At 72.0% G+C, this 15109-nt stretch carries 16 protein-coding genes; 8 read left to right on the top strand and 8 right to left on the bottom strand.

All coding sequences use genetic code 11. From position 1 onward, the window contains the following. A partial coding sequence (locus tag ACP4IX_RS34440; RefSeq protein WP_426526568.1) for an FG-GAP-like repeat-containing protein occupies nt 1–381 on the top strand: 381 nt, incomplete at its 5' end. 80 nt (nt 382–461) lie between these two features. Here the strand turns inward: ACP4IX_RS34440 and ACP4IX_RS34435 are convergent. Next, nucleotides 462–1925 carry a regulator gene (locus ACP4IX_RS34435; protein ID WP_426526566.1) on the bottom strand — a complete coding sequence of 488 codons (1464 nt, stop codon included), beginning with the start codon at nt 1923–1925 and terminating at the stop codon, nt 462–464. 236 nt (nt 1926–2161) lie between these two features. Here ACP4IX_RS34435 and lipB point away from each other — a divergent pair, with 236 nt between their 5' ends. The 4 genes from lipB to ACP4IX_RS34415 all read left to right on the top strand — a co-directional run bounded on the left by lipB (nt 2162) and on the right by ACP4IX_RS34415 (nt 5411). After that, on the top strand, nt 2162–3013 hold the full coding sequence (gene lipB, locus ACP4IX_RS34430; RefSeq protein WP_426526564.1) for a lipoyl(octanoyl) transferase LipB: 852 nt from the start codon (nt 2162–2164) through the stop codon (nt 3011–3013). A gap of 209 nt (nt 3014–3222) precedes the next feature. Then, complete coding sequence (gene lipA / locus ACP4IX_RS34425) at nt 3223–4176, top strand: lipoyl synthase (RefSeq protein WP_426526562.1); 954 nt, start codon at nt 3223–3225, stop codon at nt 4174–4176. A 232-nt stretch (nt 4177–4408) separates the two neighbouring features. Continuing rightward, a complete protein-coding gene (locus ACP4IX_RS34420) occupies nt 4409–4624 on the top strand; it encodes a hypothetical protein (protein WP_279563769.1) in 216 nt (71 codons plus the stop codon). A gap of 82 nt (nt 4625–4706) precedes the next feature. Beyond that, nucleotides 4707–5411: a DUF4191 domain-containing protein gene (locus ACP4IX_RS34415; protein WP_398131967.1), complete on the top strand. Its 705-nt coding sequence runs from the start codon at nt 4707–4709 to the stop codon at nt 5409–5411. Between the two features lie 109 nt (nt 5412–5520). Here the strand turns inward: ACP4IX_RS34415 and ACP4IX_RS34410 are convergent, their stop codons facing one another. Next, nucleotides 5521–5988, bottom strand: coding sequence for an RDD family protein (locus ACP4IX_RS34410; RefSeq protein ID WP_426558471.1), 468 nt, complete (start codon nt 5986–5988; stop codon nt 5521–5523). A 275-nt stretch (nt 5989–6263) separates the two neighbouring features. On the opposite strand from ACP4IX_RS34410, the gene glnA reads away from it, so the two are divergent. Continuing rightward, nucleotides 6264–7673 (top strand): type I glutamate--ammonia ligase, encoded by a 1410-nt coding sequence (glnA, locus tag ACP4IX_RS34405; RefSeq protein WP_426526557.1) that lies wholly within the window; start codon nt 6264–6266, stop codon nt 7671–7673. Nucleotides 7674–7844: 171 nt separating this feature from the next. Beyond that, nucleotides 7845–8102: a hypothetical protein gene (locus ACP4IX_RS34400; protein WP_426526555.1), complete on the top strand. Its 258-nt coding sequence runs from the start codon at nt 7845–7847 to the stop codon at nt 8100–8102. Between the two features lie 80 nt (nt 8103–8182). Here the strand turns inward: ACP4IX_RS34400 and ACP4IX_RS34395 are convergent, their stop codons facing one another. The 6 genes from ACP4IX_RS34395 to ACP4IX_RS34370 form a co-directional block, all read right to left on the bottom strand. Then, nucleotides 8183–10759, bottom strand: a complete 2577-nt coding sequence (locus ACP4IX_RS34395; protein ID WP_426558469.1) for an FtsX-like permease family protein — start codon at nt 10757–10759, stop codon at nt 8183–8185. Next, complete coding sequence (locus ACP4IX_RS34390; protein WP_426558467.1) at nt 10756–11523, bottom strand: ABC transporter ATP-binding protein; 768 nt, start codon at nt 11521–11523, stop codon at nt 10756–10758. Before ACP4IX_RS34390 ends, ACP4IX_RS34395 begins: the two co-directional genes overlap by 4 nt. A 24-nt stretch (nt 11524–11547) precedes the next feature. Next, complete coding sequence (locus ACP4IX_RS34385; protein WP_426526549.1) at nt 11548–11997, bottom strand: hypothetical protein; 450 nt, start codon at nt 11995–11997, stop codon at nt 11548–11550. Between the two features lie 170 nt (nt 11998–12167). Beyond that, nucleotides 12168–12842 carry a response regulator gene (locus tag ACP4IX_RS34380; protein WP_426526547.1) on the bottom strand — a complete coding sequence of 225 codons (675 nt, stop codon included), beginning with the start codon at nt 12840–12842 and terminating at the stop codon, nt 12168–12170. Further along, a complete protein-coding gene (locus ACP4IX_RS34375; RefSeq protein ID WP_426558465.1) occupies nt 12842–14074 on the bottom strand; it encodes a sensor histidine kinase in 1233 nt (410 codons plus the stop codon). The genes ACP4IX_RS34380 and ACP4IX_RS34375 overlap by 1 nt, the downstream gene beginning before the upstream one ends. 177 nt (nt 14075–14251) lie before the next feature. Further along, a complete protein-coding gene (locus ACP4IX_RS34370) occupies nt 14252–14566 on the bottom strand; it encodes a hypothetical protein (RefSeq protein WP_426558463.1) in 315 nt (104 codons plus the stop codon). A 175-nt stretch (nt 14567–14741) separates the two neighbouring features. Here ACP4IX_RS34370 and ACP4IX_RS34365 point away from each other — a divergent pair, with 175 nt between their 5' ends. Further along, nucleotides 14742–15107 (top strand): arsenate reductase family protein, encoded by a 366-nt coding sequence (locus ACP4IX_RS34365; RefSeq protein ID WP_426526541.1) that lies wholly within the window; start codon nt 14742–14744, stop codon nt 15105–15107. Nucleotides 15108–15109: the final 2 nt, after the last annotated feature.

Here is a 15109-nt window from a genome sequence, read left to right as displayed (position 1 = left end):
GCGGTCCGGACCAACAAGGGAACCTACTTCGACGGCGGCACCCACTGGAGCGCCGGCTGGAGCAACTTCCTCGGCCAGGAAGGCAAGGGCCGGCTCTACTTCGCCGACATCAACGGCGACACCAAGGCCGACCTCATCGTCCACGGGACCAACGGCGACATCGCGGTCCGGACCAACAAGGGAACCTACTTCGACGGCGGCACCCACTGGAGCGCCGGCTGGAGCAACTTCCTCGGCCACCCGAAGGGCAGCCTCTACTTCGCCGACGTGAACAACGACGCCAAGGCCGACCTGTGGGTGCGGACCCCGGACGGCAGGGTCGAGGTCCGCAGGAACACCGGGACGTACTTCCAGATCACGGGCGGAGACGACTGGGTCTAGTCCGACCGTCCCCACGACCGGTCACCCCCGCCCCCGGAGGTGACCGGTCCGTCCGTCGTCCGACCCGGGTGCCGCAGCTGCTATCCCAGCGCCGCCACCTTGTCCCGGTACCCCCGTACGGGCGCCGCGTCCTTGTACGGCTCCAGCCGCCGTTCGAAGTCACGGACGTACTCCGCCGCCCGCACCGACCTCATCTCGGCCGCCTGCCCGGCCGCCTCCGCTGCCAGCTGGCAGGCCTGGTCGAGTTCGCCGAGGCCGAGGCGGGCGGTGGCCAGGACGATCCGGCAGAACAGCCGGCTGCGGGCGTAGACGGGGGCCCGCAGCTGCAGTGAGCGTTCCGCGTGCTGGGCGGCGGCGCGGAACTGCTGCAGATCGCGGTGGCAGTGCCCGAACTCGTCGGCGAGCTGGGCCTCGTCGAAGAAGCGCGCCCAGTGCGGCACCTCGTCGCCGGGCCGGGCCGTCTCCAGGGCGCGCTCGGCCCGGACCAGCGAGGCGGTGCAGGCCCGCACCTCGCCGAGCAGGCCGTGCGCACGCGCCTCGGCGGCGTGCAGCAGTGCCTGCACGACCGGCGGTGCGGAGGTCCCCACGCCCTGCTGCGCCACCCGCGCGAGCTGTACGGCCTCCCGCCCGTGCCCCAGGTAGACGGCCTGGCGGCTCATGGTGGCCAGCACGTACGAGCCGTACGCCCGGTCCCCCGCCGCCTGCGACAGCCGCAGCGCCTGTACGAAGTAGCGCTGGGCGAGGCCGTGCGCGGCGATGTCGTACGACGTCCAGCCCGCGAGCCGGGTGAGGTCGGCGGCGGCGCCGAACAGCCGGCGGCCGGTCTGCTCGCCGTAGGTACCGCGCAGCATCGGCTCCAGCTCGTGCTCCAGGTAGCGCACCAGGGCCTGGCGGGCGTGTCCGCCGCCGTACCGGTCGTCGAGGCTGCGGAAGAGCTCGCCGACCGAGCGCAGCGCGGCGAGGTCGCCGCCGGTGACCTTCTGGCCGGGCCCTCGCTCGGCCGGGGCCCGGCGACGGGCCGGGGCGGGCGGGACGGGGATCCTGGGGGTGGCCGGGCGGCCCTGCGCGGGGATGCGGACGGGCACCTCGGCGCGGGCCACCTTCTCGTCGGCCCGGCCGATGAGCCAGTCCCGGCTGGGCACGACGAGGCCCGCCGGGGTGAAGGCGATCTTGCGGAGTTCGGCGTGGCTGCCGGAGTCCTTGCGCCACAGGCCGCCGACGATGTCGACGGCCTCGTCCGGGCCGGCGGCGAACTCCAGCCCCGCGTAGACGGGCGCGCAGGCGTCCAGGCCGAGGTCCTGGGCGGTGAGGCGGCGGCCCAGGCGCCGGGTGAAGACCTCGGCGATCAGGGCCGGGGTGGTGCCGCGTGGCTGCTGGCCGCGCAGCCACCGGGTGACGGACGTCTTGTCGTATCTCAGGTCCAGGCCGTGTTCGAGTCCGAGCTGGTCGACGCGACGTGCGAGACCCGCGTTGGAGAACCCCGCTTCGGCGATGAGCGCGGCGAGCTGGCGGTTGGGGGTGCGCTGCGCGGGTCGTTCCGTCATGGTGCGGTGCGGTCTCCTGCCTTCCGGGCCGTTCGATGTGCCCGGAGCGCCTGTGAGCAGCCCTTATGGCCTCGTGAACGGCGCGAATGTAGCGGAGAGTGAGCACCCGATCGCACGCTTCGCCATACATTCATCCGATCGTGTGAGGATTGCCCGCCCGGCTGACGGCGCACGGACGGTCGTACAGTGGCGTGGGCACGGATCGTGCCTTACGACCTTCCAGGGAGGCACTTGCCGTGAGTGAGCTGCGGTTCGTCCGAATGGGGTTCGGTGCCGAACGCGTCGAGTACCAGGAGGCGTGGGACGAGCAGCGCCGGGTGCACGCCGCGCGGTTCGCCGACGAGGTCCCCGACACGGTGCTGCTCCTCGAACATCCGCCGGTCTACACCGCGGGCCGGCGCACCGAGGACAGCGAACGCCCGCTGGACGGCACGCCGGTCGTCGACGTGGACCGCGGCGGCAAGATCACCTGGCACGGGCCGGGCCAGCTGGTGGGCTACCCGATCCAGAAGCTCCCGCGCCCGGTGGACGTGGTGGCGCACGTACGCCGGCTGGAGGAGGCACTCATCCGCACCTGCGCGGAGTTCGGGCTGGAGACCTCCCGGGTCGAGGGCCGCAGCGGCGTGTGGGTCCTCGGCGACCCCGTCGACCAGCGCCCCGCGCCATATGGAGGGGCAGCGCGCAGCGCTTCGGCCGAGGGTGGTGGCGGGCGACGGGCGGGCCTCTCCCTGGACTTCGACCCGCGCCTGACGGACGAGGAGTTCGACCCCCGGCTGAACGGCCCCGACTACGCGCCGTCCAACGCCGGCCAGCGGCGCGAGGACCGCAAGATCGCGGCGATCGGCATCCGGGTGGCGAAGGGCGTGACGATGCACGGCTTCGCCCTGAACGTGAACCCCGACAACAAGTGGTTCGACCGGATCATCCCCTGCGGCATCCGCGACGCGGGCGTCGCCTCCCTCGCGAACGAGCTGGGCAGGGACGTCACCATCGAGGAAGTGCTGCCGGTGGCCGAACGCCACCTGCGCGACGTCCTGGAGAACGCGGAACCGAAGCCGCGGGTGATCGAGAAGGCACCGGCGGCGTGATGCCGGCCCGTCCGCTCCCTGCGGGCGGAGGGCATGGATCCAGCCCGTCCGGGGGCACCCCCTGCGGGGGAGTTCGAGGACGGGGCCCGGCAGGGCCGGGGCGGGGGCCGGGGCCGGCGGCCCCCGGCAGGACCGGCACCGACGCCGGCCAACAAATCAACGGGCGTACCCTGGGGCACGCCGAAGAATCAAACGCTAGGGAGCCGGTCGTGTCCGCAGTCGCACCCGACGGACGCAAGATGCTGCGCCTGGAGGTCCGCAACAGCCAGACCCCCATCGAGCGCAAGCCCGAGTGGATCAAGACCCGGGCGAAAATGGGCCCCGAATACACCAAGATGCAGAACCTCGTGAAGAGCGAGGGCCTGCACACCGTCTGCCAGGAAGCCGGCTGCCCCAACATCTACGAGTGCTGGGAGGACCGCGAGGCGACCTTCCTCATCGGCGGCGACCAGTGCACCCGGCGCTGCGACTTCTGCCAGATCGACACCGGCAAGCCCGAGGCGCTCGACCGCGACGAGCCGCGCCGGGTCGGCGAGTCCGTGGTCACCATGGACCTGAACTACGCGACCATCACCGGTGTCGCCCGTGACGACCTGCCGGACGGCGGTGCCTGGCTGTACGCCGAGACGGTGCGCCAGATCCACCAGCAGACGGCGGGGCGCGAGGCCGGCCGCACCAAGGTCGAGCTGCTGGCCCCCGACTTCAACGCGGTGCCGGAGCTCCTCCAGGAGGTCTTCGCCTCCCGCCCCGAGGTCTTCGCGCACAACGTCGAGACGGTCCCCCGCATCTTCAAGCGCATCCGCCCGGGCTTCCGCTACGAGCGCTCGCTGAAGGTCATCACCGAGGCCCGCGACTACGGTCTGGTCACGAAGTCCAACCTGATCCTCGGCATGGGTGAGACCCGCGAGGAGATCAGCGAGGCGCTGCGGCAGCTGCACGAGGCCGGCTGCGAGCTGATCACCATCACGCAGTACCTGCGCCCGTCGGTGCGCCACCACCCGGTGGAGCGCTGGGTCAAGCCGCAGGAGTTCGTGGAGCTGAAGGAGGAGGCCGAGCAGATCGGCTTCTCCGGTGTGATGTCGGGTCCGCTGGTGCGGTCCTCCTACCGCGCCGGCCGGCTCTACGGAATGGCCATGGAGCAGCGCCGGTCCGCCACTGTGTGAATTCACGCACAAGTCACTACTCGCCAGTAATGGCCGATACGCCGCGGTCCCGACCGTCCTCGCAGATGAGGGCACCGGTCGGGGCCGCGACGCCGTTCCGGCCTCCGGCATCGCGGCTTCATGTCCGTTTGACCGGCGGGTCACGCCCTGGTAACACCAATCAGTGACCCTGAAATCACACCACGTACGCCCGTCTCCGGACCCGGAGCCGTACCGAGGGGGGACCTCCACGATGCAGGCCGCGCCCGTTCGCGCCACCGCAGTCCGCGCCACCGCGATCCCGTCGTTCACCACCGCCCTGCGTGCCGTCGAGTCGCTGCTGATGAGCGGCGGCCAGCGCACCGCCCGGCGCAACGCCTGGACCTCCGTGCTGGAGGACCGCCGCCGCGCCAAGGACCGGATCGAGACGGAGCGCGTCCTCGGGCAGTCCGTCGCCGGACGCCCCTGACCTCACCCCCGCCCCCCTCCCCTCTCCCCCGCGCCGGGCACTGCCGTCGTCGGCGCTTTCGGGGGCACGTAGACTTCGTGCCATGGCGAGGAAGGAACCTGCAGCGGACGCTGCGAATCCCGGGCGACTGAAGCAGATCGCTCTGACCTACAAGATGACCCGCAAGGCCGACAAGAAGATCGGTCTTGTACTCGCGGGTGTCGGCATCGTCGTCTTCGGTGTCTTCCTCGCGATCGGTTTCCTGATCGGTCACCCCATCTATCTCGGCATCCTGGGCGTGCTGCTCGCCTTCCTCGCGACGGCGATCGTCTTCGGTCGCCGGGCCGAGCGGGCGGCCTTCGGCCAGATGGAGGGCCAGCCGGGCGCGGCCGCGGCCGTGCTGGACAACATCGGCCGGGGGTGGACGACGACACCCGCGGTGGCGATGAACCGCAACCAGGACGTGGTGCACCGCGCGGTCGGCAAGGCCGGCATCGTGCTGGTCGCGGAGGGCAACCCGAACCGGGTGAAGTCCCTGCTCGCGGCCGAGAAGAAGAAGATGAACCGCATCGTCGCGGACGTGCCCGTGCACGATCTGGTCGTGGGCACCGGCGAGGGCCAGGTCGAGCTGAAGAAGCTCCGCACCACCATGCTCAAGCTCCCCCGGGTCCTGAGCGGCCCGCAGGTCACCGTGACCAACGACCGGCTGCGCGCCCTGGGCGACCTGATGAGCAACATGCCGCTGCCCAAGGGCCCGATGCCCAAGGGCATGCGCATGCCCAAGGGCGGCAACCCCAGGCAGCGCTGACCGCGCAGGACTCCGACACGCCGGTACGGCGATGGGGGCGCCCGGATCACTCCGGGCGCCCCCATCGTCGTACCGGCTCGCCGTCGTCCCGTCGTGGAGCCCGCCGTCGTCAGATCCGTACTTCCACGGTGCGCGCCAGCCGGTCGTGCAGACCCCGGCCGTCGCGGTCCCAGATCAGCGCCGGGAGGGCGAGGCACAGCAGGACCGAGCGCAGCAGGGCGCGCAGGGGGTTCGGCCGGCCCGTGCCCAGCTCCACCACCCGCAGGCCGAAGAGGCGCTTGCCCGGGGTGAAACCGACCGTGCCGACGGTCAGCACACTCAGCACGAAGAAGATCAGCAGGGCCCAGTTGCTGGTCGACTGGCCGTAGCCGTCCGTGATCAGGCCGTATGCGATCAACAGGCACAGGGCCCAGTCGACGGCCAGGGCGCCGATCCGCCTGCCCGGACGGGCGATCGAGCCCGGTCCCTCCTCGGGCAGCCCGAGCTGCTCACCCCGGTATCCGAGATCGGCGCCGGCCCCTTCGATGGCCGCGCGCGGCCCGGAAAGCCACGATCCGATTGCTTGCCTGTTGTCCACCCGTCCACGGTACTGCGCCCGTATATGACCGGCGGACGGAGGGGTGGACGCGGGGCCGGAGCGGCCGGACCCAGGGGTTGCGGGGCCGCGGGGGACGGGGTGTGGCGGGCCCGGAAGAGGCCTAGGCTGGAACGGAGCCGGTTAACTTCTGCGAAACAAATGGGTCACGCCCGGGAAATCACCCGTCCCTAGGGTCGACGAAGCGTGTGCCACCCGCACGGGCAGCACGAACGATCTACCACCCCGGCGGGACGGTCGGGAGTAGGAGGAGCTGGATGTTCCAGAACGCCGACGACGCCAAGAAGTTCATCGCGGACGAGGACGTCAAGTTCGTCGACGTCCGGTTCTGCGACCTGCCGGGCGTCATGCAGCACTTCACGTTGCCCGCCGCGGCGTTCGACCCCGACGACGAGCAGGCCTTCGACGGGTCCTCGATCCGCGGCTTCCAGGCCATCCACGAGTCGGACATGTCCCTGCGCCCCGACCTGTCGACCGCGCGCATCGACCCGTTCCGCCGGGACAAGACCCTCAACATCAACTTCTTCATCCACGACCCGATCACGGGCGAGCAGTACTCCCGCGACCCGCGGAACGTGGCGAAGAAGGCCGAGGCCTACCTGGCCTCCACCGGCATCGCCGACACGGCGTTCTTCGGTCCGGAGGCGGAGTTCTACGTCTTCGACTCGGTCCGCTTCGCCACCAGCGCGAACGAGTCGTTCTACCACATCGACTCCGAGGCCGGCGCCTGGAACACCGGTGCCCTGGAGGACAACCGCGGGTACAAGGTCCGCTACAAGGGCGGCTACTTCCCGGTCCCGCCGGTCGACCACTTCGCCGACCTGCGTGCCGAGATCTCCCTGGAGCTGGAGCGGTCCGGCCTCCAGGTCGAGCGCCAGCACCACGAGGTGGGCACCGCCGGCCAGGCGGAGATCAACTACAAGTTCAACACGCTGCTCGCCGCCGCCGACGACCTCCAGCTCTTCAAGTACATCGTGAAGAACGTGGCCTGGAAGAACGGCAAGACGGCGACCTTCATGCCGAAGCCGATCTTCGGCGACAACGGCTCGGGCATGCACGTCCACCAGTCGCTGTGGTCGGGCGGCGACCCGCTCTTCTACGACGAGCAGGGCTACGCCGGCCTGTCGGACATGGCCCGCTACTACATCGGCGGCATCCTCAAGCACGCCCCGTCGCTGCTGGCCTTCACCAACCCGACGGTGAACTCCTACCACCGCCTGGTGCCGGGCTTCGAGGCGCCGGTGAACCTGGTGTACTCGCAGCGCAACCGCTCGGCCGCGATGCGCATCCCGATCACCGGCTCGAACCCGAAGGCCAAGCGCGTCGAGTTCCGCGCCCCGGACGCCTCCGGCAACCCGTACCTGGCCTTCTCGGCCCTGCTGCTGGCGGGTCTGGACGGCATCAAGAACAAGATCGAGCCGGCCGAGCCGATCGACAAGGACCTCTACGAGCTGGCTCCCGAGGAGCACGCGAACGTGGCGCAGGTCCCGACCTCCCTCGGCGCGGTCCTCGACCGCCTCGAGGCCGACCACGAGTTCCTCCTCCAGGGCGACGTCTTCACGCCGGACCTGATCGAGACGTGGATCGACTTCAAGCGCGCCAACGAGATCGCGCCGCTGCAGCTGCGTCCGCACCCGCACGAGTTCGAGATGTACTTCGACGTGTGATCGACGGCCGGGTCGTCCCGGGTCCGTCCGGCGCCCCCGCCTCCCGCTCGTCGGGGAGCGGGGGCGCCGCCATTGGCGCGTTGACCGAAAAGCTTCACACGGGGAACCCGGCCCGGAATCATGTCCACTGACACGGTTGTTCGAGTCAGGGGACGGGGAGAAGGACCGGACATGTCCGAACGGGACGACGAGGAACGCGAGTTCGACATCAAGTGGGCGGACGGTGCCGAGCACAAGGAGCCCTCCGCGCGCGCCCGGATGCTCGCCGCGCGCTGGAAGGAGAACCCGCCCGGACCGGTACCCTTCCGTGCCGATCCCGAGCACGTGGGGTCCGGACGCCGGTCGTCCTGGGTGTCGACCGCCGTGGTGCTGGGCTGTGTGGCCGCGGTGATCGTCCTCCTCGGCTACATCGACTTCCGGCCGTACTGACCCCGTACCGGCCCCGGCGACGCGGTGTGCCCACCGGGCCGGGCCCCGGTGCGCGCACCCGCCCGTCCGGGCACCGGCCGCTACTCGGACCGGGCGACGGCGACCGTCGGTGAGGTCCGGGAGGCGCGGAGGGCGGGCACCATTCCCGCGGCGGCGGTCACCAGGACGAGGACGGTGAAGACCGCCGCGAGTTCCCCGGCCGGCACGCTGAACGGGGCGTTCACCTGGGTGACACGGACCACCAGCCAGGAGTACGGCAGGCCGAGGGCCAGACCGAGGATCCCGCCCAGCACGCCGTAGAGCGCGCATTCCACCGTGACCATGCGGTGCACGGCCGTTCCGCCGAGGCCCAGGGCCCGCAGCAGACCGAACTCGTGCCTGCGCTCGACGACGGTGAGACTCGCCGTGGTGGCGACTCCGGCGACCGCCACCAGGACGGTCAGCCCCAGAAGCATGATCACTGTCGTGGCCGTCGTGCGCAGGTCTTCCGACGCGCCGGCCTGTCCGGCCGAGTCCTCGGCGAGGACACGGCCGTCGCCCCGCTCCGGGCCGGTCAAGGCGCCGGTGATGGCCCGCTGTGCGCTGGTCCGCCCCTGTGCGCCGTCTTCCGCGGCGTTGGCGGTGACCGTGGTGGGCGCGGTGTCCGCTCCCATCCGGGTGAGATCGGCGGCGGGGACGAAGAACTGCCCTCCCCAGGGGCCGGCTCCGGTCAGCGTCGCCGCCACGGTGAGTTCGACGGGCCGGCCCTCGAACGTCAGCGTCACGCGGTCGCCGGCCCGGACACCGAGCCGATGCGCACGGTCGGCGTCCACGACGACACGGGCCGGGCCGAGGTCGTCGAGGGAGCCGGTGCGGGTGGTCAGGCTGACGCCGGAGCGGACGGTGCCGAGGTCGAGGTCGGAGATCGTCGCGCCGTACCCGCCGTCGACGACCTCCGCCGTGCGGAAGGCGGTCACGTCGGCCAGTCCGGGGCGGGAGGCCAGATCGGCGGCGAGCGACCGGTCCAGCGTCTCGCTGTCCCTCGGGTACAGGCGGAAGTCGGCGGGTGCCGCCACCGCCTGCCGGTACCGCTCGTAGGCGTCCAGGGAGGCGAGGCAGGTCAGGGTCGAGCCGACCAGGCAGGCGCCGAGGGCCACGACGACCGCGACCGAGGCCGCTCGGCGCGGCGCACCTCCGACGCCCGCCACCGCGAGGCGGCCGGCCGCACCGGAGCGGCGCAGGGGCACGGCGACGGCCGACAGCACCGGCCGGACCGCGTGGGGGCCGAGGGCGATCAGTGCCAGGAAGGCCAGCCCGCCCGAGAGGACCACGGCGGTCAGCGCCGTGAACCGGTCGTACTCCGTGTCGCCCGGCTGGGGCAGCCCGCCGTACTGCTGCCAGGCGAGGAACGCGGCGCCCGCCGCGCACACCAGGCCCAGCACGGTCCGGCCGGTGCCGCTCACCGTGCTCTCCTCGGACGCCGCGGTGCGCAGGGCTTGCAGCGGGGAGACCCGTGAGGCGCTCAGGGACGGGGCCAGGACCGACAGGACCGCCAGGAGACCGGTGCCGAGAACGGTGAGAGCGGCCGCCGTCAGCGGAACCTGGGAGGCGGTGGACAGGTCGTGCCCGAACCGCCCGGCGACCGGGGGGACGAGCTGCCCGCAGCCCCAGGCCGCCGACACACCGGTCGCGCCGGCCAGCAGGCCGACCACCGCGCCCTCGACGACGAGCGCGGCGGCGAGCCGTCGCGGGGTCGCCCCGATGGCGCGCAGCAGCGCCAGCTGGCGTACGCGCCGTGTGAAGACGATGCGGAAGGTGGAGGTCGCGACGAGAACCGCCGCGCCGACGGCGACCGCGAGGAAGACGGTGACCAGGTCCAGGTTGTCCTTCGCCGCCGCCACCGCCTCGCGGGCCTCCTCGTCCCGCACCTCGTCGCCGGACCGCACCTCCGCTCCGGGCACCGCCTGCCGGATCCGCTCGGTCAGCTCCGCGGAAACCGGCGCGGAGGGCGTGGAGGACGCGGAGGGGGTGGTGTCGGTGCGGATGTCGATGCGGGAGTAGCTCGACGCGCCGAGCAACGTCCGGAGCCGGGGGCCGGGAGCGTACCCGGTGGGCTCCGCGTCGTCCGTGGCGGTGCTGCGGACGATGCCGCTGACCTCGACCGTCACCCGCCGGGTGGCCTCGCCGTCGGGCTGCAGCAGGGTGAGCGGGGTTCCCGGGGCGAGATCGTATTCCTCCGCGGCCCGCGTGTTGACGGCGAGCCTGCCCGGGCCGGACGGGTACGTGCCTTCGAGCAGCCGGACTTCCGCCAGGGCGCCGGAGCCCGGGTCCGCGGACAGGTCGAGGTAGCGTTCGACGGCGCTGCCGTCCAGCGCGGTGCCGTCCTCGATCCGGCCGGCGGCCTCGACGACTCCGGGCGTCTCGCGGATCTCGCGGAGGCGGGACTCGCCGAGGTCCGCCCCTTCGTCGCCGGGCGTGACCACGATCGACACCGCTTCGGGTGTTCCGCGGAACTTCTCGACGGCGGTCGCGGTGAGGATCTGCTGGGTCATGACGGTCCCGAAGACGACGAACGCCGCGATCAGCAGCGACAGTCCGGTCGCCGCGAACCGTCCGGGCCGTCTCATGAGTTCCGCCACCTGGGAGCCCAGGACGGTCGCGCGCCACGGGGTCCTCATCGCCGGCTCCCCATGACGCCGGTGGCGAGTGCGCCGGCCCGCCCGGTGGGGGCGGCGTGCTCGTCCCGCACGACGCGCCCGTCCGCGAGGGTCAGCACCCGGTCCGCGTACTGCGCGGCCGCGGGGTCGTGGGTGACCATCACGACCGTCTGGCCGAGGTCGTCGACGGACCGGCGCAGCATGGTGAGGACCTCGGTGCCGGCCCTGGAGTCGAGGTTGCCGGTGGGTTCGTCGGCGAAGACCACGGCCGGCCGGGCCACCAGCGCCCGGGCCACGGCGACTCGTTGCTGCTGGCCCCCGGACAGTTCGGACGGGCGGTGCGACACCCGGTGGACGATGCCGAGGACGTCGCAGATGTGGTCCACCAGGGCGCGGTCCGGGCGCCCGCCGGACAAGGCGACGGGCAGCACGATGTTCTCGTAGGCGGTCAGCTGCGGCAGCAGGTTGAACGACTGGAAGATGAACCCGATCCGCTCCCGGCGCACCCGGGTCAGCTGCCGGTCGGACAGTCCGGTGATCTCCGTTCCGTCCAGGACGATGCTGCCGGAGGTGACGGTGTCGAGTCCGGCGACGCAGTGCATCAGGGTCGACTTGCCCGACCCTGAGGGGCCGACGACGGCGGTGAACCGGGCGCGCTCGACACCGACGGACACCTCGTCGAGGGCCCGCACCTCGGTGGTGCCCTGACGGTAGGTCTTCACCAGGGCGGTGGCGGTGATGACGTCGTCCGGTGTGTGGCCGCTTGCGGCGGTGTGGACAGCCATGGGGACGGTTCCCGCGATTCCGGGTCAGGAGCCGAGCGGCGGCATGGACAGGGTGACGCCGGAGTCCGAGCAGTGCCCCTGCGCCTCCTCCTGGAGGTTCTTCACGTCCTTCGCGGACGGGGCGTCGGGGGACTTCTTGGCGGTCTCGACCGCCCACCCCTCGTACCGGGAGATCTTGGCTCCGAGGTAGCCGTCCTTCATCTGCGCGCGGCGCTCGTCGCCGGTCTCCTGCCACCACTTCTCCGCGTCCGGCACGGGGCCGGTGGAGATCCCCTCGGCCTCGGTGATGATGCGCTGCGCCAGCCGGCAGTCCTCGGCGGAGGCCTGGCTGAGCTCGTCGCGGTCCTGCCACCAGTAGCCCGCGCCGGCGGCCAGGCCCGCGACGATCACGGCCGTCACCGCGCCGATGAGGAGGCGGTTCCGCTTGCGGTTCTGCTGGGCGGGCGCGGTGGGGGTGGCGGGGGTGGTGTTCATCGGGTCCTCCGGTGTCTTCTCGGCCGCGTTCGGCGACAGTGAGAAGTCTGGAGTTCGGCGGCCCTCCGGACATCGGCCACGGACCCGAGATCTCGGGCGGCGGGTCTGACCCGCCGGACGGGGTGGTTCCTGCGCCCCCGGGGGCAGAACCCGGGGGCGCCTGTGCACCCTCAGGGGGAGGGACGGACCAGCCCGGACTGATAGGCGAAGGCGACGGCCTGGGCGCGGTCCCGCAGGTGCAGTTTCGCCATGAGGTTGCCCAGGTGCGACTTCACGGTGGCCTCCGCGACGTACAGGTCCGCCGCGATCTCGGCGTTGGACAGTCCCCCGGCGACCAGGGTGAGCACGTCCCGCTCGCGCGCGGTGAGGACGTCCAGCCGTTCGGCCTGCCCGTTCGCCGGTGCCAGCCGGTCCGAGACCCGGTCGAGGAGCAGCCGGGTGATGCGCGGCGCCACCACCGACTCCCCCGCGGCCAGGACCCGGATGGCGCTGACGACCTCCGTGGCGGGGGCGTTCTTGAGCAGGAAGCCGCCGGCTCCGGCGCGCAGCGCGGCGAACGCGTCCTCGTCGTTGTCGAAGGTGGTCAGCACCAGCACCCCGGGCGGATCGTCCCGCAGCATCAGCTGCTCCGTGGCCTGGATGCCGTCCATGACGGGCATGCGGATGTCCATGATGACGACGTCCGCCTCGACCTTCTGCAGCAGGTCGAGGGCGTCCGCGCCGTTCTCCGCCTCCCCGACGACCTCGATGTCGTCCTGGCCGGCCAGCACCATGGCGAACCCGGCCCGGATCAGCGGCTGGTCGTCCACCACGGCCACCCGGATCGGCCTGTCTGCCTGTGTCATCACTTCATCCTTGTCGGGATCGAGGCACGTACGTGCCATCCGCTGCCGAGCCGGGGGCCGGCCTCGAAGCTGCCCCCGGCGAGTTCCACCCGTTCCCGCATACCCACCAGTCCGTTCCCCCCGGAGTGGCCGCCGACGCCGCGGCCGGCGAAGGTGCCCGCTCCGTCGTCGACCACGCTGATCAGCAGGGTGCCCTCCTCCTCGTGGAGCCTGATGTCGACCCCGGCCCCGGCCCCGGCGTGGCGGAGCACGTTCGTGAGGCACTCCTGGACGATGCGGAAGGCCGTCATCTCCTCCGCCGGCGCCAGCCGTCCCGCACCGACCTCGATCGACACGTCCACGGTCAGTCCGGCGGCCTGGGCGCGTTCGGCGACGACCTTGATCTCGTCGAGGGTGATCAGACGCCGTGGCGGGCCGCTGTCGGCGGAGTCCTGGTTTCCCTCGCGCAGCACCCGGACGATGCGGTGCATGTCGTCGATCGCGTCCCGGCCCGTGGCGGCGATCGTCCTGAGCGCGGACTGGGCCATGTCCGGCGACTTCCGCAGCACGGACTCGGCGCCGTCGGCCTGGAGGATCATCACGGCCAGGCTGTGCGCCACCACGTCGTGCAGTTCACGGGCGATGTCGGCCCGCTCCCGGGCCGCGGCCAGCCGGACGCGCTGCTCCTGTTCCCGCTGGACGTGCACGGCGCGGTCCGCCTGGCTCTCGGCGTAGAGCCGCCGCGTGTGCAGGGAGAAGGCCGTCAGCCAGACCGTCAGCGTCAGCCCCCAGAAGATCAGCAGCGTCCCGAGATCGACGAACGGCTCGATCCCCAGGGGCGGCACACCCACCGTTCCGGCCACCGGGGCCAGCAGCACCGCGCCGCCCGCGAGGTACGGCATCCAGGTGGTCCGGGAGTGGTGGACGACCGACATCATGGCGAACAGCACGGCCACGTTGTACGCGGCGGGCGACGACGCCAGCGGGAGCTCGGGCCGGTCGTCCAGGACGAACTGGACGACGCTCAGCGCCAGGACGGCCACCATCACCGTGCCGGGGAACCGTCTGCGGGCCAGCAGGCACAGTCCCATCAGCGAGCCCAGGACCAGGTCGTACTCCTCGCCGTAGTGGCTCGCCGCCACCCAGACCCCGAGCGCCATGGCGATGTCGCAGGCCCGGGCGACGGCGCGGCCGTACCGGCCGGACAGCGTCAGCCACGGCGACGGGACCGGGGCCGTCCTCTCCTCAGTCAACCGTCGTGCCTTTCTCCTCCGGCGGGGGCGCAACCGCGCGACGTCGGCACAAGTGCCGTCGGGCCGCGGGGACTTCGCGTCGAGGGCGGTGCCCTCATCCGCCCATACTGCCTCAGCGCGCGGCACAGCGGTGCCGGGCGCCTCACGCGCGGAGGTCGCCCGGCACCGGTGGCGGACTCAGCGGTTGTAGCGCAGGAACGCGCGCACCATGTGGCACGTGGTGTCCGACGGCGGGTGGACGCCGATCAGTTCCGCCGTGGTGCGGATCTTCTCGTTGCGGGCCTGGCCCGGCAGGTAGACGCCGGAGTCGAGCAGGGCGATGGCGAGCCGCATCGCCTTGAGCCGGCGGTTGTGCGCGACGTACCACGCCCGGGGGCGGCCCGCCGGCAGCGGACGCTTCACCACCGGTTCGTACGGCAGGTCGAGCAGGACGGGCCGCTTGGCGGTGGACTGGGTGGGCAACGGCTTCTGCTTCAGTGCGGCAGCGGGCACGGGCATCCTCCTGTCGCGGTCAGGGCGCCGTCCGGACCCCCCGGCGACACCCTCGAACACTGCTTCCATTTTACCGCCCACCACTGACAAAAGGCCCTGGCCAGAAGGGGTTTCGGGGTCCCTGTGACGCGCGGGGCGAACGAGTTTCCGCGCCCCTCCGGCTACCGTGTGCGGCATGGAGATCTGGATCAACCCGGCCTGTTCGAAGTGCCGCAGCGCGATCAGCCTGCTCGACGCCGAGGGCGCCGACTACACGGTCCGCCGCTACCTGGAGGACGTACCGGGCGAGGACGAGATCCGCGAGGTGCTCACCCGCCTCGGCCTCGAACCGTGGGACATCACGCGTACCCGGGAGGCCGCCGCCGAAAAACTGGGTCTGAAGGAGTGGCCCCGTGACGCGGCGTCACGGGACCGCTGGGTCACGGCGCTCGCCGAGCACCCGGAACTCATCCAGCGCCCGATCATCACGGCGGACGACGGAACGGCCGTCGTCGGCCGCACCGACGAGGCGGTCCGGGACGCCCTGTCCCGTCGGGAGTGACG

Origin of the sequence: Streptomyces sp. WG5 (assembly GCF_049974565.1) — a bacterium.
Taxonomy (GTDB): Bacteria; Actinomycetota; Actinomycetes; order Streptomycetales; family Streptomycetaceae; genus Streptomyces.
This window is presented reverse-complemented; position numbering and strand designations above follow the sequence as displayed.